Raw genomic sequence first — 24,033 nt, 5'->3', positions numbered from 1 at the left:
TAAAGGCTGTTTTCGTTGTTTTCTAATTAAAAAGAATTGGCGCAAAATAGTGTCAGTTCTTTTTTTGTATTTGAAGCTAAGAAAACCTTTATGGATTACTTTCCGTTATTCCTGGATGCCAGAACACTTAATGTCCTTATTGTTGGGGCCGGTGAAGTGGCCGCTCGTAAACTAGAGCTTGTTATGAAGACGCCTGCGAGCATTACCGTAGTTGCGCCTTGGGTTTGTGATACGGTAAAGCAATTAGCGCAAAATGAGAAAGTAACGCTCATCGAACGTGAGTTCGAAAATAGTGACCTTACCGATAAGGATATGGTTTTCATAGCCACTGACAAAGGTGACGTTAACCAGCATATTCACGACTTATCCCGCGCCAACAAAGTGCTGGTGAATGTCGTGGACAATACTCCACTGTGTCAGTTCATCACGCCATCTATCGTTGACCGCTCACCTATTGTTATTGCCATGAGCAGTGGTGGCGTAGCGCCAGTGTTATTGCGTTACTTACGCCAAAAGCTGGAAACCGTGTTACCCGCCAATTTAAGTAAACTGGGGGCATTTTCAGAAAAATTCCGTGAGAAAGTAAAGCAGACGCTCAACACTGTAACCGCCCGTCGTTATTTCTGGGAAGACGTGCTCGATGGCGACATTGCTGAAATGGTGGAGAAAGGGCAAGACAAAAAAGCAGATGATGCGTTTGAAGTAGCGCTTCAAGCGGCAGCTGAAGACAACAACGTCACCGGTCAAGTGTACTTAGTGGGTGCCGGCCCCGGCGATCCTGACCTGCTGACGTTTCGCGCTTTACGCCTAATGCAAAAAGCCGATGTGGTGGTATACGACAGACTAGTATCACCTCAAATATTAGAGCTTGTTCGTCGAGACGCTGAAAAGATTTACGTGGGAAAAGCAAAAAGTAACCATACGCTTCCCCAAGGGGATATTAACCAGCTAATGGTGAACGAAGCCAAGAAAGGTAATCGCGTCGTACGCCTAAAAGGGGGAGACCCGTTTATATTTGGCCGTGGCGGTGAAGAAATTCAAACACTCATCGAACATAACATCGAATTTCAGGTGGTGCCTGGTATCACTGCGGCAAGTGGTGCATCAAGCTACGCCGGCATTCCGCTGACCCATAGAGACCACGCGCAATCTGTGGTGTTTGCAACGGGCCATTTAAAAAATAACAGCATAGATCTTAACTGGCCTGTATTGGCTCAAAAAAACCAGACCGCGGTATTCTATATGGGACTGACAGGTTTGCCGATTATCTGTGAAAATTTAATAGCTCACGGACTGGACGCTGATACCCCCATTGCATTAGTGCAATCGGCCACGACTGAACAACAACACGTTGTCACCGGTACGTTATCTAACATCGTCGCTAAACAAGAAGAAGCGCAGTTGCAACCGCCAACGTTAATTATTGTAGGCAGTGTTGTGAACTTACATCATTCACTTAACTGGTTTAAACAATAAAGATAATTTTTAACCATTTTAGTGAACTGACTTGTAATTTATAGTGTGAGGCTCATACTCAAATAACGATAATTTGATTGAGAACGTCGCTTCTGTTGTTAGTGTTTAAAAATACGCGCCTACATGAATTCACGATAAAAGCTTTGAAGTATAACAGTTTGATACTGGCAGGCGCTTTATTGTCCGGTGCAGTCTGTGCTGAGCAACTCAATTTTAAAAAAACATCTACCTCAGAGGGTATGACATTTAGTTACGAGTGGATCGATGCCGATCACACTTTACAAAACATTTCTTTTCATTTACCTAAGTCTGCCTTTGAAGACACGCCGGTAAGACAAGCGAATTACAAACCCAAAATAGCTCATCGTCACGTTACTGTCGCGCTACTTAAAGCAGCAAAAAAAGTGGATCCTAAAGATGCGCGCGTAAAAATCACACCCACTGGTGATTCCGTTGACATTAAAGTGAGTGGAGGCAAAACACAAAAGGTGGACGATGTACTCCAGCATTTACAAGGTGTTCAGCAAAGCGCCTTCGATCAATACTTGGAAGAGCGTTATTTCACCCGTTTCACCACCCTTTTTAATCAGCGTGCTATAAAACCGGATCACTTGCGCTACATTAAAGAGTCCATCAAACCACTGATCCCCGCATCACAGGCTTTCTATGAAAAAGTAAAACAGAACGCCAACACACGCGACTATTTTGCGCTACTACTTAGCTGGATTCAAAGTATTCCATACAACACGTTAGAAGATAGAGTGGCAAGCAACGGCTCTGGATTTGCACCTCCCATTGGTCTGCTGATTCAAAATCTCGGAGACTGTGACAGCAAGGCGGTATTGGCATCATCAATGGTTAGGGCTTTTCTCCCTACTACCAAAATGATAATGGTCTTCTTACCCAACCACGCCCTATTAGGAATTGCATTGACGGCCAAACCTGAAGATAAAACTATCGAGCACGAGGGCCAAGCATATATCCTCTACGATCCTACCGGCCCTGCATTGATTCCGTTTGGTCAGATTTCAGAAGAAACCGAGCGATATATTGCAACCGGCCGTTTTCAGATAGAAGAAATTGAATAATTAGCTAATATCAAATTGCGGTGACACACTGCCAGCCACCACATATTGAGATTGCATTTTTGGCGCTGAGCTGTTTCGGGCTTTGATTCACTGTGAAAACGACAATATATATTCAAGATATCTCACTTCATCGTCAGCGATTTCACCGTCTGAATCCGATATTTCTTTAGCTAAAATTTTTGCTTTTTCTGCCGCGCCTAAATCACTCAAATCTAGCATCAGTTTAGAGAGATAGGCATAAATTTGGTCTTCAGAACGATCAAGTAAATTGTTTATCTCAGAGATACAAGTGCGCTGATAATAATCTGCATCAATGGGCGAGTTCCATTCGATTGTTTCGAGGAGATCGTCCATGTATTTCTGCTCTTCTAGAGAAACCCTTCTGTCTACTTTATAAAAGAAGGTTGCTAACTGTATCAGCTTTTCACTGACTTCCTGCTCGCTATTATTTAACAAAGACGAGACGCTATCTTTAAACACTTTAACAATATTCATATTAATCAATCCCTGTTCTCATTATTTGTATGTGAACCAACATTGGGGCAATAATCAACGCTTTATCTGCATGAAATAAGGATTGAAGTTCTCCTTCATCAAAAGTGCTGCACGTTGCCTACACCAATTCATTTGTTGCCTTTAATTATTGATCGAACTCACTAGAAACTCACCATGTTCATCATCAGATACAATGCGCAATGGAGCCACGTCACTACTGCTAGTGACAACAGGCTTTGGATCGATACGTGTGCATAACCCGTGCATACTGCCGTGAACACAAAAACTGCAAATTTGTACGTATTGATTGCCAATCAAAGGAAGCGGAAAAAACGCTTGATAGATTTGGTTCTGATCAGCGAATTGACCACTTGTGCCTGCGATCTCATTCGCTTGCGCGTCTACGATACTGATATTCGACCCACACCGCCCTGCAATCGGCTTGCTGACATAACCTTGCTGTTTCAGGCTGTCTGTTAGCTGCATAGTCGACTCCAGTAGATAAGGACTATCTGGAAATAACTCCCACAAAATAGGCAGGATCGCTTTATTACTTGGAAGTAGCGTCCACAAGGGCTCGTGCACCATAATATTATCGTGTAACAAGACATCGACTAAGCGCAATGATGATGTATTTTGTTTTGACTCATTTGCCAATTCAGAGCGGAGTTGATCTAGCGCAGTTTCCCATGCCCACGTTTTCCAAACCCGTCGGATAGCAACGCCATTTTTGTCAGATAGTCCACCATCTGAATTGCGCTTTATTCCTTTAAAACCTAGTTGCATGTGCGTGATAATTCCCGCCTTTTCCATTGCTTGTGCCATGAACTTGGCATGGTAAGCTTCTTCAAGATCGTTGTCATAGAGAATATGAATATGAAGAGGTGACTGATCATGCTCGGTAACTTCATCACGAATACGTTTCCAAGCCTTTACCAAACCCTCAAATAATTCCCCTCCACTATCTACGCCTAGTTTGACATTAAAAGCCTCGGCCCATTTTCCTTGAATACGGCCTGCTTCCATATAACATGACGCCGAGTCAGCATTGTATTCGTAACATTTTAGTCCCATTTCAGTTAAGCAAAAATCAAATCGCCCCGTCATGACTTCGTTGCGACGGTTGTTCCAAGACTGTTGTATTTTTGGCCATACCGCTTCGGGAATGTTGAAAGCCGACCAAGTTTCAGGGCGTTTCAAAACGTGATCGACTGCAAATAGGAACTGACTGTGAAGTTCTGCAGTTGCTCTTCTGACGGCCCGTTGTGCAGATGTCGACATAATATAAAACTGTGATTGGTCACCAGAACACTTCATCCTGTGACCGTCCATCATATGTACATAAGCATTTTCCGCATTATCGTTGACATCTAACCAGTCACTTTGTGACGGTTGAGAGCTCGCTGTTTGAGACAGAATTTTTAATTTCGACGGAGTAAATGGAGCGGTAGGTTGTGAGTAAGATGTATCATTTTTTTGTAACATCCAACCGAGTACGGGTGTGCCATGTTCTTCCTCTTCTACCCACACGTTGCCCTGTTCATCTTTGTGTATTGGCAGTGAACGCGAATAATCCATACCTGCAGGCCAAGCTGAAAAACTTGCGTTTTGCTCTGCTATATAGAGCCTGTTTTTTTCGACTCCAACAATTATTGCTACATGGCCAGTTACAGCGAACTCGCCGCCTTCTTGCCAAATCAACATACCTCCTACTTCCGGTTCAATAGGAGAGCCGTTTTTATAAGACATCAATGGAAGACGCTTGCCGTCTTGTACACGCTTTAATGACTCTAAATTGAAGATGTCATAGGCCATTGCTACATCGTCAAATACGCAACCTGTATTGATAAGTAGCCATCGTCGCGCAAACTCAACACATTGCCACTTGTAACCGGTATAGATACCATTTTCATAGTGACGAAACGCTTCCCTGTTGGTTAAGCGCGTTTCATCCACCGTATCGTAATCACAGCAATATGCCGGTACGTTGCCAGAGGCAATACCCTGTACGGCACCAAAAGGTAAATCTTCCGACGAGTGTTTCACTGACATTCGTTCTTTCTCCAGCGTCGATACTTACTACTGATTTATAAATGACGCTTTATTCTGCACTTTCCAAGTTTGTATACGCGCAGCAAATGATACTGCGCACGTGCTAGAGGTTTTCTTCAGCGAAGCTCGCTAGACGGCTTCTGACCACACCATCTAAATTGATAGTCGCACTACCTGAAAAGTCTTTGAACTTTTCAACCAGATAAGTCAGCCCCGAGGTCACTGCCGAGAGGTAATTACTATCTATCTGCGCCAAGTTGCCCCCCACTATGAGTTTGGTTCCTTCTCCACAGCGGGTAATAATGGTTTTTAACTGAGAGGCTGTTAGGTTTTGCGATTCATCTAAAATGACTATGGCATTTTGTATACTACGGCCACGCATAAAGTTGACAGACTTGTACTGAATATTGGCTTTTTCCATGATGTAATTCATAGAGCCCTTGGTGTTCTCATCGTGTTTGTGAAGGACCTCTAGCGAGTCTGTGATAGCCGCTAGCCAAGGCAACATTTTTTCCTCTTCTGTACCGGGCAAGAAGCCGATGGATTCTGCAATTTCGGGGGTGCTTCTGGTAACAATAATTTTGTCGTACATGTTGCGCTCCACCACCATTTCAAGGGCAGCGGCTAACGCCAATAAGGTTTTACCACTCCCAGCAGGGCCGGTAAGGATCACCATGTCAATATGCGGATCTAGCAGTGCATGTAAAGCCATTGCCTGACCAATGTTTTTAGGTGAAATTCCCCACGCATGCCGACTCATTAAACGCTCATAACCTAAGTCCAGCACTTCCAAGTGTTCTGATGAAATCTCTTCCACTAACCCTGCGAATTGCTTTGTCTCATCAATTAAAAACTCGTTAATGTAAGCTTCGGGTAACATGGACTTTGGCACAGTATGGATGGTATCCCTCCCTTCTGTGCGACTTTCAACGCTTTTCACATTGTCCCAAAAACTCCCCTCGAAGGTGTGAAAACCACGAGACAAGTATTTAATATCAGTAATAAGCTGGTCGGTGCGATAATCCTCAACGTGAGCTAAACCTGCGCCTTTAGCTTTCAAACGCATATTTAAGTCTTTGGTCACTAAGACTACGCGTTGGGGAGCATAGGTCTTCTGCAAATGCAGCGCTACGTTGATAATACGGTTGTCGTTTTCATTACTGGTAAAAACCTGTTGCGCTTCTACCATATTGAGGTCGGCAAAAATGGATAAATGTCCCGTTGGAGCAGTGTGCCCAGCCCCCAACCCTTCCATAGTTACACCTGCGAGCATATCCTCAGGTGTCGCGTCGTGAAGTAAGTCTTCCATGGCGCGAATTGAAACCCGTGCATCTCGTGCGACGTCTTTTTTGCTGTCTTTAATGTAATCAAGTTCTTCCAACACTGTCATGGGAATGACAACGTCGTGTTCTTTAAAGGAGAGAAAAGCGTGAGGTTCGTGAAGCAGTATGTTGGTATCGAGGACGTATATCTTGGTTTCGGTAGAATTTTTTCTTGGCATCCTTCACTCCGGTAAATAAAGCCAGGTTAGCCACCATTCACGGTGATGACCGCCTAGGTGGGGCTAACAAGCCACAGTTACGCTTGTAGGAGAATGCCGCTCGAAACAGGACTGCTTCCCCCACTCGCGTCGACTGAGAAGCAGTACTACACTCACTGCCTCAAGAACGGGTTATCAACAATAACAGTTCCTAATTTCCACCTTAATGCAGATTTGGCATTTTCGCACTGTTTTTCTTTTTTATTTTTATTCGATACTCGTTAGGCAAACCTACGTAATGCTATCTATCCATAATCAAGTTTACTTCCAGAACATAAGGACAGATTGTCCATGTTAATACGAGGATGACTTAAACTGGAATGGGAGAAAGCCGTGTAGTTAAACACTCGACTTGGGTTATTTAGTTGAGCAATTTATCTTTGTCGTAGCCCGCTCTTAGCAAAATAGCTTCAGTTTGACTTTGTGCGGTACTCAGTGCTTCCTGCGTATTCACCTTGCCCGATATCACGGCATTCACCTGCACCCCCACAGCGTAACCAATGGCTGTAAACTCTGGAATAGGAACGAATTGCCTCCCCACATCGGTAGACTGTTTAAGTTCAGCCGAGAGCGCTTTAAGTGCTTCGTATTCATATGACGCATAAGGCAAAACCTGCTGATAATCAGCACTGTAAGTAGAGTGTCGGGTGCCGGATGGCGCCGCATACTCGCCCATATTATTTTTTAGCGCACTGATAAAGGTTTTAGAAGTGAGCCAATACGCTAAGGACTGAGCGTGAGCGACATGTTTGGAAGACACAGGTATAGCGAAATTCCATGACCAAAACCATTGCGCCCCGGCTTTCTGAATGCCCACAGGCGCATAAGTCACGCCTGTTTGGGCATAGACTTTGGAAAATTGAGGATCAAATAACGAGCCGCCCAATGACGACGCATCAACGAAAAATGCGAGTTTGCCAGCGGCAAAAAGTAGCTGATTTTCTTGCCACCCAAGATCGCTGTTATCACTGGGGCCTGAGTCTTTTAAAAGCTGCGCGTATGTATTTACCGCCGCCAGCCATTCTGGTGAAGTGAGTTGTGGCCGCATATCATCGTCAAACCATTTTCCCCCAAAGGTATTCACCATGGTACTTAACAGTGCCATATTTTGACCCCAGCCCACCCGCGTTCTAAGTCCAATGCCGTAAATTTCTTTTTCGGGTTGATGAAGTGTGGCAGCAAGTTGAATTAAATTTTCATAAGTGAGTACTGACGGTAAGGCAAGCCCGGCTTTTTCGAGGAGGTCTTGTCGATAAAAGGTCAAGGTCGTTTCCGCGACAAAAGGTACACCGTATAATGCGCCATCTACAGTATTGGCCGCACGAGCAACGTTAAAAACATCTTCAATATCATAGTTTTTGGGCAGGGAATCAAAAGGTAATAGTGCGCCTCGTCTTGCCCATATCGGAATGCCGTAATTACCTATCAAAACCAGATCGAAACTGTTTTCGTTTACCGCAAAGTCACCTAACATTCTGCGTCGCAAAATAGTTTCATCCATCACACGCCACTGAATATTCACACCTGAAAAAGGCGAATCATATTTTTCAAGGAAGGCCTGAGTGTTCACAATAGCGTTAATGTTCGGCGCTCCAACCACAAGGGTATTGCTAGTAACAGAGCGGCTATCGTAGATGCCATATTTTTCAAGTGTTCTTTGTACAAATCCACTTTGGGTACGCTTATGTAACGCCTCATTAAACCTGTCTATCAGCGTTTTGGCGCCAATGTAATTGCGAGAGAGCGCCAAATGAAAGCCATTGTTTTCATCTGCATCAGGTAAGAAAACAAATTTTCCGATGAGGTTGGGTCGCTCGTTAATCAAGCTTTCCTTAGCACTGTATTTATCAATAAAAACCACATCTAAGCGACCTTTATCAAGCATATCTAACAAGGTGTCAGCTGACTTTGCAGTAAAGTAGCTAAAACTTTTCTGCTTATCAAAAGCCGAAGGCAGAGCGGTTCCTCGAATGTAGCCAATTCCATGTAGACCCAAACGTTTAAGTCTGTCGGTTATTGTTAGCTGTGTTGCCGATGATGGAAGCAGCACCTCCCGTCGAATAAGGTAGCCACGCTTGCCGGCAGGGATGGGATCAGATAAGTAAAAACCTGATGCAAATTCAGTATCAGCGTGCACAGGAAACGCACCTTCTACTTCACCTTTCTGTGCTAAAAATATTGCACGGGAATGGGGGTAAAACTCAAACTTTACAGGCTCGTTAATATCCTCAAATACCTGTTTAATGATCTCATTAACATAGCCCTTTGACGTATCGTATTCGCTGCTAAAAGGGCTGACATCAGAAGTAGCAAGGATGTGCTCAACCACCGATGCTTTAAGACTTAAAAAAGGAAATGAGCACATCAGAAGGGTAGCTATTATGACTCTTTTACTTATTACCCTACTCGCATTCGCTACCTGTACTGCCTTACGTCCTGTTAGAAACACGTCTCGCATTGCCTCAACTGTTTACATCCAATACACATTCATAGCAGATATAAACGAAAAGCGCATTAATTTGCCCAAGCTGACACAGCTCATCTGATTATTTGATAAAGTAACCAATGGCTCGGTACACCCCGTCCCGTTTCTCTAAAGAAAGGGTTTCAGTGGCTGACGATGGCTTGGCATCAAATTCGGTCACGAACGATAAAATGAGATATTCACCTGCAGGCAATCCAGGTAACGAAGCGGGCGACTGTGCCATAACCAATTCGCGAGACTTTACCACCCCAAGTGGTTTACGCACTAAAACCATGGCTTCAGACCATTTGGCTTGAGTCACATTGGCTCTAAAGATAGCTGCGCTTTCACGCCAACTCTGTGTATATTGTTCACTGTCAATGAGTGCTAGCCAATCTGTCGCCTGCGCTAGCGCCATGTCGCTAATTTCAACGGGGGCACCGGATTCTATCACCTGACTCCCCGCATTCGTTGCCTTAACAGACTGAGACCAATATACCGCCACACAAAAGCTGAGAACAATTGCCACACCCCACCACATAAGGAAATGCCTTTGAAAAGCGCTAGCAGGCGTTAGCAAACGGCTGGTATTTATCCCGTCCACTTTCTCATTAGCAGGCAAGCTTGCACCAACACTGATGGGTAATAATATGTCATCTGGCGTAGTATCGAACACAGCCGCAATGGCCTTTACCGATTCTTGAGAAGCCGATTGGGTCTTTTCAATTCGCTGTATAGTTCGCAAACTTAAACCTGATACATCAGCGAGGTGCTGTTGACTCCACGCTTTCGCATTGCGAAGTTTTATTAATTTATGGGTATCAATTTTCATTTCCATCTCACATCTCCTTACCATATCGGGCTGAATTACGGTAGGAGAAAAGTCTCGACAATGATACGACAGTTTTACGTAAAGGGTGTGACAAGGCAGTTCGCAGACCATGATTAGGCCTTGCTGATTACACTAAAATCAATGTGTGTAATACATAACCTGTCACTTTTTATTTCATTTAGTCTATCAAATAACCTACCGCGTCGTAATAACAACTGATATTGGACGAAAAGTGTGCCGCAACGGCTATCACGCGCTACTATTAATGACTTATTACACCGCAATGCGTACAATACTGCCCCCCGAAAAAAGGTTGGTGATTTATGAGTTTAGAAAGTCAATTTGCAGTTGGTCAACGCTGGTTAAGTAATACAGAGACAGAACTGGGGTTAGGCGCGATTATTGGCGTCGACTTCCGCTCGGTTGAAGTACTTTACCCTGCCACGGGTGATGCGCGCATCTATACGAAACAAGACGCGCCGTTGACCAGACTTATCTTCGAAATTGGCGATACAGTAAAAAGTCAGGATGGATGGGAAATGACCGTCACTGATAGAGAGGAATCACAAGGCGTATATATTTATCACGGCTTACGGGAAGACACTAAAGCTCAGACTCGCCTTCCCGAAACCATGCTGGATCATCATATCCGCTTAAACCAACCTGAAAAGCGCTTATTTAGCCAACAACTAGATCACCCTAAATGGTTTGACCTTCGCGAACGCGCACTCGACTATCAATACGAGTATCTTCGCTCCAGTACAATCGGACTGGCGGGGGCGCGAATTTCACTGATCCCACACCAATTGCATATTGCATCGGAAGTGGGCGGCCGCCATGCACCTCGGGTTTTACTCGCCGATGAAGTAGGGCTGGGTAAAACCATCGAAGCGGCACTGATTATTCATCAACAATTAAAAACCGGTCGCGCTGAAAGGGTGCTCATTTTGGTTCCCGACTCTCTGGTACACCAATGGCTGGTAGAAATGTTACGTCGAGTCAATCTTCCTTTCGCCATTTATGATGAAAGCCGTTGTGAGGCATTAGAATCCAGCGAAGCCCAAGATGACAACCAGCCTAACCCGTTTGAAAATGACCAGCTTGTGCTGTGCAGTATTGACTTTATAAGTCAAAGTCAAAAACGCCAGCAGCAGATCCTTGCAGCTGACTGGGATGTAATGGTGGTCGATGAAGCTCACCACCTCGCCTGGTCGAGCGACGCCCCCTCACCAGAATACCTGTGTGTAGAAGCGCTCGCCAACCAGACTCCCGGAGTGCTGTTACTTACCGCCACGCCAGATCAACTTGGACACGAAAGTCATTTTGCCCGCCTTCGATTATTAGATCCTGCGCGTTTCCATAGTTATGACGCTTTTTTACAGGAAGAAGCTAAATACAGCCAGTTGGCTGATGCGGTAGCCCCCTTGTTGTCTGACGTTGAACCTAACGATAAGCAGCGCAGTAAATTAACGGAACTTGCCCCGGATGTAATGGAACATGCGGGCGACCTAACCTGTGCACAAACGCGTCACAGTTTACTCCACCAGCTAATCGACTGCCACGGAACAGGGCGTATGCTGTTTAGGAACCGACGCGCCAACATCGAAGGGTTTCCTGAGCGTAAACTGAGTGCCTACGAACTGGCTTTACCTGATGTGTACAATGAGGCTGTGTCAGGCGGCGATCTCACTTATTCACTTTACCCAGAGCGCATGGCAAGTGTGGTAAATAACTGGACCAAGCACGACCCAAGAGTTGCATGGCTAGTGGACTTCATGCAAAGCGTAAAGCCAGCAAAAATTCTGCTGATTTGCGCCAGTGCTCGCACGGCTCAGGAACTGGGCGAGGTCATTCGCACGCAAACCGGTATACGCCATAGTGTTTTCCACGAAGGCATGAGTATTGTGGAGCGAGACAAAGCCGCGCATTATTTTGCCGATGACGAAGACGGTGCACAAATCTTACTGTGCAGTGAAATCGGTAGTGAAGGCCGAAACTTTCAGTTTGCCCATCATTTGGTACTGTTTGACTTGCCCATTACCCCAGACTTATTAGAGCAACGTATCGGCCGATTGGATCGCATTGGTCAGACGCAAACCGTGCATATTCATGTGCCCTATTTGGCCCACACTGCGCAACACGTTCTTTTAGATTGGTACCACGAAGGTCTTAATGCATTCGAGAAAACCTGCCCTACCGGGGCGGGTGTATTTGATGACGTTAAACCCTTGCTGATTGGGGCTTGCCTGCACCCAGAAGATACTAGCGCCCGTGATGAACTGGTCAATATGAGTGTAACGCTTAACAGTCAATTGGTAGCACAACTCGAAGCAGGGCGGGACAGATTGCTAGAGCTCAATGCTTCCGGGGAAGGCCGTGTAGAGCAGCTCCTTGAAGATATTATTGCGCTGGACAGTGAGCAAGACCTCGCGCGATTTATGGGACGAGTATTTGATGCAATTGGTGTGCAGCAGGATGAAAAAGGTAACGATTGTTTTATTCTTATGCCCACCGAGTCTATGGTGAGTCAGTTACCCGGTTTAGATCCAGAAGGTATGACAGTCACGTACAAGCGCCGTGTCGCAACCACACTGGAAAATGTACAGTTTTTAAGTTGGGATCACCCTTTAGTTCACACCGCCATTGATGTCGTTCTCACTGATGTCCACGGTAAAAGCAGCATTGGCTTTATTGCCGAACCTTCACTTCCCAAAGGGGCATATTGGATTGAAGCCTTGTTTGTACTGCATGCACAAGCACCTAAATCACTGCAGTTAGGGCGCTTTTTACCGCAAACCCCAGTGCGAATTTGTTTAGATGCACAGGGCAATACTTCCGATTTGAGCTTCGATGTTAAACGCAAAGTGGGACACAAAATATCAGCGCAACTGATTAAAGCGCTCCATCAACCGCTTGAGCTAGCGATTGAAAAAGCCCGTAAATTGGCCCATCAGCAAGCTAACCAAAAGCAGCATGATGCCTTACACACTATGCATACTACGTTGAACGAAGAAATACAGCGTTTACGTGATTTACAAAAGCGCAACCCCGCCGTTCGTGACAGTGAAATAGCGTTTATCGAAACCCAGATGCTTGCACTTGATAAAGTAATACAAGACGCGGACGTTCAGCTAGACGCCCTGCGCATTGTTGTGAATAACCCATAATGGCCAATCCCAGTTTTGTTTACCGCCCCCCCATGTCACCTTATCTCGATATTGTATATCGCGACAATGACATGGTGGTGGCCATAAAACCCAGTGGATTGCTTAGCGTACCGGGTAAAGCAGTCGAGCATCGCGATGCGTTAATAACGCGTATAAATCGGGTATTTCCGACTGCAACTGTGGTGCACAGGTTGGATATGGCTACGTCTGGTGTCATGGTGTTGGCACTTAACAAAGACAGCCACAGACACATCTCAAAGCAATTTGAACTTCGAAAGACGAAAAAACGCTACTTTGCGCGAGTGTACGGACACATGACTCACGATACCGGTGAAGTGAATTTACCGCTTATCTGTGACTGGCCTAACCGCCCCAAACAAAAAGTGGATCACGAAAACGGAAAACGGGCAGTAACGCACTTTGAGGTCATTGAGCGAAGTAAAGATGAAAGTGGTCACGCCTTCACGCTGGTCGCACTTTACCCAATAACAGGGCGCTCACACCAACTTCGCGTGCATATGTTAGCACTGGGACACCCTATATTAGGTGATCGCCTGTATGCACATCCCAAGGCCCTTGCAATGGCGCCTCGTTTGCAGCTGCACGCAGAAAGTTTGTCGCTCACACACCCTACTGACGCTCAGTGGCTCAACTTCCAATCACCTATTCCTTTTAGTCATTACCAAGCGGCGAGCATGGCAACTGTGCCCGAGGAATATGAATAGTTTGGTATAGTGACAAAGCCGTCACTATTTCAAGGCAATAAAAAGGTTCAGTAATTTTATCAATAGCCGATAAGTACGTTAAGCGAACACGATAGGCGCTATTCACTTTAACTATTTTCTAGGCTATCACTTAACAATGAGAAGGTTTCACTACACCCTACTTTTTTTATTTGTTTCTTGTCTGCTGGTAAAGACAAGTAGAGCCGATCTCTTTTCTGATGTGAACCACGCTTATTTACCCGGTGAAGTCACTTCGTTGATGGCTGGTGAAAACAACCTGCCAATTATTCAAGTCGACGCTCAAAGTCCGTTACCCTTGGGCACGGCCGTTATCCTCACTGAGCCTTTCCCTTCCAGTATTACGCTGGCAGAAGGGCATTCCCTTGCGACTATGCTATCTGAAAAAGGGTGGAACGTGATCATCAGTCCCTTCCACTTACCGTTAAAAGAGCCAAGTGATGACACTGACTCCAACGAAGCACAAGAGCCCAACAAAGATACAGCCCAAATAGCTTCAATCCATCCGCGAAGTAATTCACTTTCGCAGCACGCCGATTTCAATGCCACACAAGGGGCACTACAGATACAGTTAAATGCGCTGAATAATTTTATTAAGGATAGACAGGGTTATCGCCTATACATCGCCCAAGGAATGGTTGCAGCAGCCTACATCAGTGCAACCAGAGAGCAACCATCGCTTTATCCTGACACATTTGTAGCTATTTCACCTTTTTGGCCAGAATTAGCGATCAACAACCAAGTTGTAGAGCATGTGGCACAAAGTGAATTTCCAGTACTAGACCTTTCTCTAAGCAATTTTAATGGCTGGGCGACGATTACTCACGAACGCAGGAGAATTAGTGCAAAGAACGCGTTAAAACTCCATTATCGGCAAATAAACATCCCCAACAATTCATCATACTTTAGTATGACACCAAATCAAAAATCACCCTATATTCAACTCGTTGCCAATAACACAATTGGCTGGACTCGTCATTTAGGCTGGTAAATATCGCCTTCAGGTATTAGGCTAAATCAGTATCCAAAACAATCACCTAAAGTTGTAGATTGCAAAAAACGATAGAGCGTATTATCTATGTAATTTGATATGAACTATACTAGTTCTACAACGCTAATACGGTTGGGTTCCTCGTGACTGTTCAAGAATTTGTAGATAGCAAAGCGAAGCAACTGTGTTTTTATTTGAAAGCATTCTGGCAAGGAAAACTTCCTATAGAGGAACTTGAGCTATTTTTTTGGGATAGCATGGAAGAATGGGGTCAGATCGATTACACATTGACGCAGCCATACACACAAAAAGAACGTGTGTTTTGGCACCTTTTACACCAAGTTCATTATTGGAACAACGAAAAGCTCAAACAGGATAAATATCTGTTTGACGAATTGAATAACTGTGTCAATTTTTTAGAAGGGCTAGGGCATTGCCCCCTAGATTGTGTAGGCGTTCGCCCTTAATGTCACTCAATTATATCTCCCCTCTGGTATTGCTAATCAAAGAGGTTCATGGCTCAATGTTGCTTTTGCCAACCCCAAAGGCCTATTTCTTTGTTTGCAGCGCTAAAAACCTATAACGACAAACGGTTACTGAGTATTTTTTGCTTCGGCATTTCCAGTGGATTCCCATGGATCATGATTGGTTCGGTATTATCAGCCTGGCTTAAAGACGACGGTCTATCCCGCTCTGCTATTGGTTTGTTTGGCGTGATTTTCGCAACGTATTCCTTCAATTTTTTATGGTCGCCATTACTGGATAAAGTTAAACCTCCCGTATTGGGTCAGCGACGAGGATGGATCTTGTTGATGCAGTTATGCATTGTCGGCTGCTGTCTGGTGATGTCACAGCTTAGTACGCAAAGCCACCTCTATTTCATTGCCTTAACCGGGCTATGCATTGCTATCGCCTCTGCCACACAAGATATCGCTATTGACGGTTTTAGAATTGATTCTATTGAAGAGCATGACAAGGACGGAATGTCTGCGGCTTCATCAGTTGCTACTGCTGGTTGGTGGACGGGATATGGCGGACTTGGGGCTATCCCCTTCTACCTGGCCGACTTAACTTCGTTTACCTGGCCAAACATCTATTTACTACTGGCAGTCATGATGTTGCCACTGATAATTGTTACCTTCGTAACCCGAGAGCCCGTTGTTGATAGGGATATGCTTATAGCCCGTATCCAGCATCGCAAAGAGCATGCTACTGGTTTACTTTACTGGCTACAAACCACATTAATCACACCTTTCTCAGAGTTCTTTAACCGCAATGGTGTAAGACTGGCAGCGTCTTTTTTGTTGTTTATCTTTTTGTTCAAAATTGGCGAAGCCTTTTTGGGTAGAATGAGTATCGTATTTTACAAAGAGATCGGCTTCACAAACTCAGATATTGCTACCTATTCAAAACTCTTAAACTGGTGGGTTACCATCATTTTCTCGTTGCTTGGTGGGTTGGTAAATATGCGCTATGGCATCTACAAAGGGCTGATGGTAGCGGGTATAGCAATGGCGGCATCTAATCTTTTGTTTGCAGTAATAGCTCAGGTGGGGCCATCTACTTCACTACTTACCCTAGCGGTGATCGTCGATGGCTTTACCGGTGCGTGGAGTACTGTGGCCATGGTGGCGTTCATTTCACTGCTTTGCAACAGGGCTTTTAGTGCCACGCAATACGCGCTGATGGCCTCTCTTAGCGTCGCTGGCCGAACTCTTGTAGCATCCAGCAGTGGAGTGGTCGTCGACGTGCTAGAAGGTAATTGGAGTTTGTTCTTCATCCTAACTGCCCTAATGGTCATTCCAAGCTTGAGTTTTCTGTATTGGATCCGCGAAGACATAAAAAGTGTTGAACACACAGCGCGTTAATTCATTAAATTATGTCGACTTTCCTTGCAAGCTAACAGTAATTATCTACATTTAGATAAAGCAGGTACCGTACCTTTTAACGAAGTGGCGGTAACCTGATGCACAGTGTTTGCCCACTTCGAGCAAGGAAGTATTTCGGTGACAGAACAGGTTCGCTCTTTAAAAACGCCCTCAAAAGTGGCACAACACGTGTTTACTTTTCTCAAAGTGAACTTTGCCACTTTTGCTCTAGCGGCAATCTCGTTTTTACTCGTCTTTCTGATCCTAAATAACCAACACAAATACATTTATGCGTTAGAGAAACACAATAGCCTGGGTGTCTACATGGTGACAACTGAACATCGCATCCAGCGGTTTCAGGCCAATCCCCATGCGGGAACATTAGAGCCCCTACAGCAAAATTTGTCTGTGTTATACCAAAAAATATACGACAACTTCAGCCTGGAAATTGATCCTCAGTTTTCCCCTAGTGCGCTGACAGATGTCGCATTTGAGAACAAACAAGCCAATTTGCGCAGTGATGCGGCGCATAGCGTAGTTCAAGATACGCTACTGCTACTGCATACACTAGTGCAAGCACCTCCTGAACAAGCCTTTTCGCTGCTCGATTCAGGTTTTTCACTGGTGCCGATGATGAATGCCATGCGCATAGAAGAGAACACCCTTATCCTTAAAATCTCGGAAGCGCGAAATCAACTTTTCCTAGTGCTTATTTTTTCGTTAATGGGCTTTGTTGTACAACAAATTGCAGCACTCATGTCGCTCAACCAGAATGCCAATGATAGTGTCAGCCAAGCGTTTAACATCACTCCCTCAAAAGCGTTAGACGAAGATGGAGCGTATAAAAAAGAGCTACTTCAGCTTATTATTCATGAATTTAGAGCACCGATAAGTGTAATAATCAGCGCGTTAGAATTAATTCCCAATATGGAAGCACAACGGGACCGACTAATACAGCAGGCGGAACAATCAAGCTATCGCTTGCTTAGCCTTACCAATAATCTCACTGAATTACTTGCTGTAAATATTGAAGAAGAAAACCAAACTCAACGGGTTGATCTCATAAGTTTGTTAGATGAATGTATATCGCCTTTTTCAGTTCAAGTTAAAGATAGAAAAGTGGAATTGGAGATACACTGTAGTCACAGCGTTCCCCATTTTATAGAGTCCAACCCCACAGCAATCGCGAAAGTGATCACTAACATTCTAGACAATGCGGTGAAATTCACCACAACCGGACTGATTGACGTGACCTTTACTACAAAGGTAAAGCACAAAAATATCTATTTAGTGGTAATTGTCAGTGATACTGGCATTGGTATTGACGAAGAAACCCAAAAGAGAATGTTTGAGCGATTTTTTCGGGGAAAAAACGCAAGCACCAAGCGTTTCCCTGGTGCGGGCATTGGTCTTTCGGTTACTAAGCGCTCTATAGATTTTTTAAAAGGGTCGATAAAAGTGACCAGTACCCTAGGAGTGGGCAGCGAATTTAAAATCACCTTCCCCATTACACCTGTAGATGATGATGCTGCAGTGATTCCCGCACCGTCTCACGCTAAATTTGCTGTGGTGGACGATCTAGAAATCTCTCGCATGCATATTCAGTCAATCCTCGCGACACAGGGTTTCAGTGCCCAAACGTTTTCATCTGGTGCCGAGCTGCTAAATTTGCACGATGAAGTCTTACAATTTACCGCTATTATTGCCGATCTCTATATGCCTGGAATGACCGGATTAGAGTTGGTCGAAACCCTTCACGCCATGTATGGTGAGCGTACTCCACCCATTATTGTGCTTTCTGCCACTCCTGATATCGCTAATATTGTGGCCAACGCAAACGTGACCATCTATCAAAGTTTCGTCAAACCAATCGACAAATACCGCTTTGTCGATACCCTCCACAGCCTAGCTACAAATAGTTCGAAACTGTTAGAGCCGACCAAAAAAGCCAACATTTTGGTGGTCGAAGATGAACCTATCAACGCCGAGATGGTTGAATTCATGCTGACTTGTATGGGACATACGGTAACCGTGTGTTATACCGGCGAAGAAGCCATTGTTCGTTCGAATGAGCTGACCTTTGACTGCGTCTTATTGGATATCAATCTTCCCGATATAAACGGACTAGAAGTCGCGCGTATATTAAAAGAACGACACCCTGCTCTGGCGATAATTGCGTTGACTGCCAATTCCCACCGCAACGATAAAGAGGCGTCGGTAGAAGCAGGTATTCGTTACCACTTAGTAAAACCAATTACGTTTCAGGAATTGAAAAACACGTTAAAACTCACGATTTAATTTCAATAGTACTCAGAAGTACAACTCCCCTGCGTCTTTTAGTTTCAATGCTGTTGCAACAACAAGACGCAGGGGTGCTCCTAAGATGACTAACGCTAATTAAATGGCAACTGGCGCTTTGATGTGTGGATGAGACTGGTAGTCCTTCAATGTGAAGTCTTCGAATGTAAAACCAAAGATGTCTTTTACATCAGGGTTAATTTCCATCGTCGGCCTAGCAAAAGGTTCTCGACTCAGTTGTAACTCCACTTGATCCAAATGATTAGCATATAGGTGAGCATCTCCCAGGGTGTGAATAAAATCACCGGGCTTAAGACCACATACCTGCGCCATCATCATGGTCAGTAGTGCATAGCTTGCAATATTAAAGGGCACACCAAGAAATATGTCTCCACTGCGTTGATACAGCTGGCAGCTCAGTTTGCCTTCCAAGACATAAAACTGAAACAAGGTATGACAGGGAGGTAGCGCTTGTTTCCCCATTGCTGCGTTTTCCTTAGGAGAATAGCGAGTATCAGGCAACACTGCAGGGTTCCAACCACTGACGATAAGTCGGCGTGAATCGGGGTTGTTTTTGATTTGTTCAACCACTTCGGCAATCTGATCGACTGATGTACCATCACCGCGATCCCAACTGCGCCATTGGTGTCCGTATACAGGTCCAAGTTCGCCGTCCTCGGTAGCCCACTCGTCCCAGATACTCACACCGTGCTCTTTTAAATACGCAATGTTTGTTTCGCCTTTCAGGAACCAAAGCAATTCGTGAATAATTGACTTCAAGTGACATTTTTTGGTTGTCACTAAAGGAAAGCCTTCCTGTAAATTAAATCGCATCTGGTAACCGAATACACTCAAAGTCCCGGTGCCCGTTCTGTCTTCTTTTCTTACGCCTGTATCACGTACATGGCGCATAAGCGCGAGATATTCTTTCATCGTTATTCTTTTGTTCAGGAGTGTTGAATACGGTTGTCACGGCGCGTATAGGCGCGCACAACTAATCCTATGCCTAAGCCTATCATAGGTAAACACAGAAGTTGCCCTTGGCTCAGTCCCATCTGATATAACCCAATATGGGCGTCAGGCTCTCTGAAATATTCCACAAAAAAGCGGAAGCTACCGTAGCCCAGTAAGAATACCCCACTTACAGCACCTACAGGGCGTTTTTTCGCTGAATACAGCCATAAAATAATAAACAGAAGTACCCCTTCCAAGGCAAATTCATATAGCTGCGAGGGATGGCGAGGCACATTGCCCGCGTTTGGAAAAATTACCGCCCACGAGACATCGGTCGTTCTCCCCCACAGTTCTGCGTTTAGAAAATTGCCGATACGTCCTGCACCTAAACCAATTGGAACAAGTGGTGCGACGAAATCGCCAAGCGCTAGAAATGACGTATTCATACAACGCGCTCGCCAGAACAAAGCTGCTAATACCCCTAACAACCCGCCGTGGAAAGACATACCGCCCGCCCATATTTTAAACAGATAAAGCGGATCGGAGAGAAAAAGTTCAAATTGGTAAAAGAAAACGTACCCGATCCGGCCGCCAAGTATGACACCGACAAAGCTCCAAAATAATAAATCACTTAACTGATCTCTGCTCCACGGCGTTTGAGAAAGCCGCTTTTGTGCCAGTAAATAAGCCGCAATAAAACCCACGAGATACATTAATCCGTACCAGCGAACACTTAGGGGGCCTAGGCTGAAAATGACGGGGTCGATACTGGGGAAAACCAGATAACTATTTTGCTGCATTATATTACTCAATTCCTAAAATCATTCGTATACTGACTAACACGAGAAGGCAAGCCAACAAGGCCTTTAATACGCGTACATTTACCTTCTGACCGAGCTTTGCGCCAATATTTGCGGTAAATATTGAGGTTGTAACAATACCAGCGGTAGCAGGCAAATAAACATATCCCAAGCTGTGTTCTGGTACATCCGTCGCATTCCAACCCGCAATAACAAAACTTGCTGTACCAAATACGGCAATAACTAATCCGCAAAATGCGGCACACCCAATGGCTGCGCGTACATTAACGCGAAACCACACAAGAGCAGGCACTAAAAGCGCACCTCCCCCAATTCCCATCAAGGCACTTACAATACCTGTACCCGAGCCCACAGCAACCAAAGCGGGCTTAGATGCATCATTTTCCGAGGGCTTTTGCTTACCAAATATCATCTGGGCAGCAATCAAAATAACCAGTACTGCAAATACATCTTTAAGGGTTTCCCCTGACATATGGCTGGCAACCTGAGCACCTACGATTGCGCCCAAGGCGATACCAATCCCAGTATAAAGGACAATATTGACTTTAATATTACCCAGTTTGTAATGCGCATATGCTGAAGACATGCTGGTAAAAATAATCGTCGACAGGGAAGTCGCCACTGCAACTGGCATCACAGCTTCAGTAGTCATACCTAAAAAGTGGATAAGCAGGTATGATAATGCCGGGACGATAATCAATCCGCCTCCAATACCCAGCATTCCCGCCAAAATACCCACCACTGAACCCAGTATTAAACAACTTACCAGGATAACCGACAACGCTTCCATTGATAATTCCAAGTGTTATGTGTACCGACAAGCCGCGTATAAACGACCAATAAAAATAATGCATGCCAAACGAAGGCAATACTGAAAACAGGAGATTAACTCTCCCTTAAGGAAGCTACGCGCCAGCTCGAATTAACCCACCTAAGCCTTTCGTTTCTAAGTACTCATTGAGGTGTTCAAACACTTCTTCCTGACTCACCGAGGTCAATGCCAGAGCCAGTAGCTGCTTACACTCTCCAAGGGTGACTTTTCGAATTAACCAGTTAATTTTTCTCAAGTTAAAACCATTCATACTCAGTCGTCGATAGCCCATTCCCATCAACAACAGTGCGCCAGCGGGCTCACCTGCAATTTCACCACATATCGTCACGGGCACCTGACAGTCATTGGCCTTTTGAACCACATCGTAAAGTGCGCCCAATACTGCAGGGTGGTAGCTGTTATACAATCCGGCAACGCGTGTGTTGTTCCTATCTACGGCTAGAAGATACTGAGTTAAATCGTTACTACCCACCGAAAAGAAATCGACATATTTGGCCAATTGAGGAAGCTGATAAAGTACTGAAGGCACTTCCAGCATGATCCCTAATTTAGGTTTATTCAGAATCAACGCTGAAGCGGAAATCTCATCTGACACTTCAAAAAAAGCCTGATTAATCAGCCTCTTTGCCTCTTGTACCTCTGATACGGTGGATATCATGGGCAACATTATTTGCAAATTATTCAGCCCTACACTGGCGCGCAGCATAGCACGAACTTGCACGAGGAAAATTTCAGGGTGATCGAGGGTTAATCGAATTCCCCGCCAGCCAAGAAACGGGTTTTCTTCATTAATAGGAAAATAAGGCAGTGGCTTATCGCCCCCCACGTCCAATGTTCGCATGGTAATAGGCAACTCGGGGGCCGCTTCTAAGACTTGTCGATACAGGCTTACCTGTTCTTGTTCAGACGGAAACCGCTCTCTGAGCATAAACGGGATTTCTGTTCTGTATAACCCGACACCCGCCCCAATTTGTTCTGGATTTAGCTCTACTTCAGTAGATAAGCCCGCGTTAATGTACAACGACATTCTACAACCATCGACACTTTCGCAGGGTTTATCCGCTTCGGCATCAATCTTTTCAGTGATCGCAGATTCTTCTTCGATCAGTTGGATGAATTCTGATTTTATATTTCTTTCGGGTGAAACGATGACTTCGCCAGAATACCCGTCTAACAGAATTTCTTTATCTTCTAGCAACGCGGGCGTCACGTTTTGACAGCCCATTACTGCCGGTACGCCCATGGCTCTTGCTAAAATAGCCGCATGGGAGTTGTTAGAGCCCCGTATTGAGATTATGCCTTTGAGTTTATCGCGAGGAAACTCTGCCAACATTGGCGCAGATACTTCATCCGCCACTAAGATGCTGGCTTCTGTAATGTGCTTTTCAGAGACTTTTTGCCCATTCGCTTCATACAGAATATTAGCCAGTATGCGATCGGACAGATCTATAATATCGATAGCCCGTTCTTGCATATACGGGTCATCCATCGCCTGGAATCGCGCCGCATACCCTTCTACCACCATTTTTAGCGATGACGCCGCATCCCACCCTTGCCGGATCTTTTCTTCTACTTCTCGCCCAAGGCTATTGGCGTCCAGCAGGTGGTGGTAGAGTTGAAAAATAGATTTAACATCTTCAGGGATACCATCATCCAGCCGCTTCGACAGCGCATCGACATGCTCTCGAGTAACTTCTACCCCTTTGCGATAAAGTTGAATTTGATCGGCAGGTGACTGCGTGCGTTTTATTACCCAATTTTTCAAATTTACCGACTTGTCCGGTGACACGCCCTTACCTATCGCCAAACCTGGCGACCCCGCGATACCATGCACGTTCTTTTGCTGAGCGGCACTATCAGGAGAAGCAGACAGGGTTAACGCGCCACGGATATCGGCATTGGTTATTTCAAGGGCTAGCTGTGCAGCCAATGTCACCAAAAAGGCTTCTTCATCTTCGCTGAAGCGGCGCATTTCTGCTTGTTGAAGGGTAATTACTCCCAGCACACGCCGTTGATTGATAATCGGCGTCCCGAGAAAAGCATTGTAGTTTTCTTCCTGAACTTCAGGGTAGTGCTTAAAGCGCGGGTGACTGTGCGCATTGACAATGTTTAGAGGCTCTTCACGCTGCCCAACAAGTCCAATTAGCCCTTCCGAAAACCCAATGCGCACTTGTTCTACAGCATCGGGGTGTAAGCCATCGGTGGCCTTTAATATGAACTCTTGCGTATCGTAGTCGGCAAGATAGATAGAGCAGGAATCGACATCTAAGGTCTGCTTTACACGGGAAGCAAGACGAAACAAGGCAGTATCAAGTGCAGGGATCTGATTCATCTCCTGCACAATACGCTTTAATGTGGTTAACATTGTACCTTGCTTACTTTGGGTGCTCACCGGTTACTCCTTGTTGACTC

The 24,033-nt window shown here is 45.1% G+C and carries 17 protein-coding genes; 8 read left to right on the top strand and 9 right to left on the bottom strand.

Features of this window, described 5'->3' with window-relative positions; genetic code table 11:
• The first annotated feature begins 90 nt into the window (after positions 1-90).
• Positions 91-1,476, top strand: a complete 1,386-nt coding sequence (gene cysG / locus ACMCM8_RS01460) for a siroheme synthase CysG (RefSeq protein ID WP_412724739.1) — start codon at positions 91-93, stop codon at positions 1,474-1,476.
• A gap of 143 nt (positions 1,477-1,619) precedes the next feature.
• Entirely contained in the window at positions 1,620-2,564 is a 945-nt protein-coding gene (locus ACMCM8_RS01455; protein WP_412724737.1) for a hypothetical protein, read from the top strand.
• A gap of 87 nt (positions 2,565-2,651) precedes the next feature.
• Here ACMCM8_RS01455 and ACMCM8_RS01450 read toward each other — a convergent pair whose 3' ends face one another.
• The 5 genes from ACMCM8_RS01450 to ACMCM8_RS01430 all read right to left on the bottom strand — a co-directional run bounded on the left by ACMCM8_RS01450 (position 2,652) and on the right by ACMCM8_RS01430 (position 9,953).
• Positions 2,652-3,059, bottom strand: coding sequence for a hypothetical protein (locus ACMCM8_RS01450; protein ID WP_412724735.1), 408 nt, complete (start codon positions 3,057-3,059; stop codon positions 2,652-2,654).
• A gap of 141 nt (positions 3,060-3,200) precedes the next feature.
• Positions 3,201-5,111, bottom strand: a complete 1,911-nt coding sequence (locus ACMCM8_RS01445) for a glutathionylspermidine synthase family protein (RefSeq protein ID WP_412724733.1) — start codon at positions 5,109-5,111, stop codon at positions 3,201-3,203.
• Positions 5,112-5,214: 103 nt separating this feature from the next.
• Positions 5,215-6,612, bottom strand: a complete 1,398-nt coding sequence (locus ACMCM8_RS01440; RefSeq protein WP_412724731.1) for a PhoH family protein — start codon at positions 6,610-6,612, stop codon at positions 5,215-5,217.
• A 400-nt stretch (positions 6,613-7,012) separates the two neighbouring features.
• The gene (locus ACMCM8_RS01435; RefSeq protein WP_412724729.1) at positions 7,013-9,016 is read right to left on the bottom strand and encodes an extracellular solute-binding protein; all 2,004 of its coding nucleotides are present in this window, start codon (positions 9,014-9,016) and stop codon (positions 7,013-7,015) included.
• A gap of 181 nt (positions 9,017-9,197) precedes the next feature.
• A complete protein-coding gene (locus tag ACMCM8_RS01430) occupies positions 9,198-9,953 on the bottom strand; it encodes a DUF4019 domain-containing protein (protein ID WP_412724727.1) in 756 nt (251 codons plus the stop codon).
• A gap of 317 nt (positions 9,954-10,270) precedes the next feature.
• Between ACMCM8_RS01430 and rapA the strand changes: the two genes are divergently transcribed.
• From rapA to ACMCM8_RS01400, 6 genes are all read left to right on the top strand, one after another.
• Positions 10,271-13,114, top strand: coding sequence for an RNA polymerase-associated protein RapA (gene rapA / locus ACMCM8_RS01425; protein ID WP_412724725.1), 2,844 nt, complete (start codon positions 10,271-10,273; stop codon positions 13,112-13,114).
• Positions 13,114-13,839 (top strand): bifunctional tRNA pseudouridine(32) synthase/23S rRNA pseudouridine(746) synthase RluA, encoded by a 726-nt coding sequence (gene rluA / locus ACMCM8_RS01420; RefSeq protein ID WP_412724723.1) that lies wholly within the window; start codon positions 13,114-13,116, stop codon positions 13,837-13,839. Before rapA ends, rluA begins: the two co-directional genes overlap by 1 nt.
• A gap of 136 nt (positions 13,840-13,975) precedes the next feature.
• On the top strand, positions 13,976-14,848 hold the full coding sequence (locus ACMCM8_RS01415; RefSeq protein ID WP_412724721.1) for a DUF3530 domain-containing protein: 873 nt from the start codon (positions 13,976-13,978) through the stop codon (positions 14,846-14,848).
• 143 nt (positions 14,849-14,991) lie between these two features.
• Positions 14,992-15,315, top strand: coding sequence for a hypothetical protein (locus ACMCM8_RS01410; protein ID WP_412724719.1), 324 nt, complete (start codon positions 14,992-14,994; stop codon positions 15,313-15,315).
• 48 nt (positions 15,316-15,363) lie between these two features.
• Positions 15,364-16,716, top strand: a complete 1,353-nt coding sequence (locus ACMCM8_RS01405) for an AmpG family muropeptide MFS transporter (RefSeq protein WP_412724717.1) — start codon at positions 15,364-15,366, stop codon at positions 16,714-16,716.
• Positions 16,717-16,854: 138 nt separating this feature from the next.
• Entirely contained in the window at positions 16,855-19,014 is a 2,160-nt protein-coding gene (locus tag ACMCM8_RS01400) for a hybrid sensor histidine kinase/response regulator (RefSeq protein ID WP_412724715.1), read from the top strand.
• A 99-nt stretch (positions 19,015-19,113) separates the two neighbouring features.
• On the opposite strand, the gene ACMCM8_RS01395 is transcribed toward ACMCM8_RS01400, so the two are convergent.
• The 4 genes from ACMCM8_RS01395 to ptsP all read right to left on the bottom strand — a co-directional run bounded on the left by ACMCM8_RS01395 (position 19,114) and on the right by ptsP (position 23,986).
• Positions 19,114-19,947 carry a thymidylate synthase gene (locus tag ACMCM8_RS01395; protein WP_412724713.1) on the bottom strand — a complete coding sequence of 278 codons (834 nt, stop codon included), beginning with the start codon at positions 19,945-19,947 and terminating at the stop codon, positions 19,114-19,116.
• Positions 19,948-19,961: 14 nt separating this feature from the next.
• Complete coding sequence (gene lgt / locus ACMCM8_RS01390) at positions 19,962-20,768, bottom strand: prolipoprotein diacylglyceryl transferase (protein WP_412724711.1); 807 nt, start codon at positions 20,766-20,768, stop codon at positions 19,962-19,964.
• Positions 20,769-20,772: 4 nt separating this feature from the next.
• Complete coding sequence (locus ACMCM8_RS01385; RefSeq protein WP_412724709.1) at positions 20,773-21,579, bottom strand: sulfite exporter TauE/SafE family protein; 807 nt, start codon at positions 21,577-21,579, stop codon at positions 20,773-20,775.
• Positions 21,580-21,694: 115 nt separating this feature from the next.
• A complete protein-coding gene (ptsP, locus tag ACMCM8_RS01380) occupies positions 21,695-23,986 on the bottom strand; it encodes a phosphoenolpyruvate--protein phosphotransferase (protein WP_412727576.1) in 2,292 nt (763 codons plus the stop codon).
• Between the last annotated feature and the right edge of the window lie 47 nt (positions 23,987-24,033).

Origin of the sequence: Alteromonas sp. D210916BOD_24, from assembly GCF_047159385.1 — a bacterium.
Classification (GTDB): Bacteria; Pseudomonadota; Gammaproteobacteria; order Enterobacterales; family Alteromonadaceae; genus Alteromonas.
Note: the sequence above shows the minus strand (reverse complement) of the source record. Positions and strands in the feature narration are given on the sequence as shown.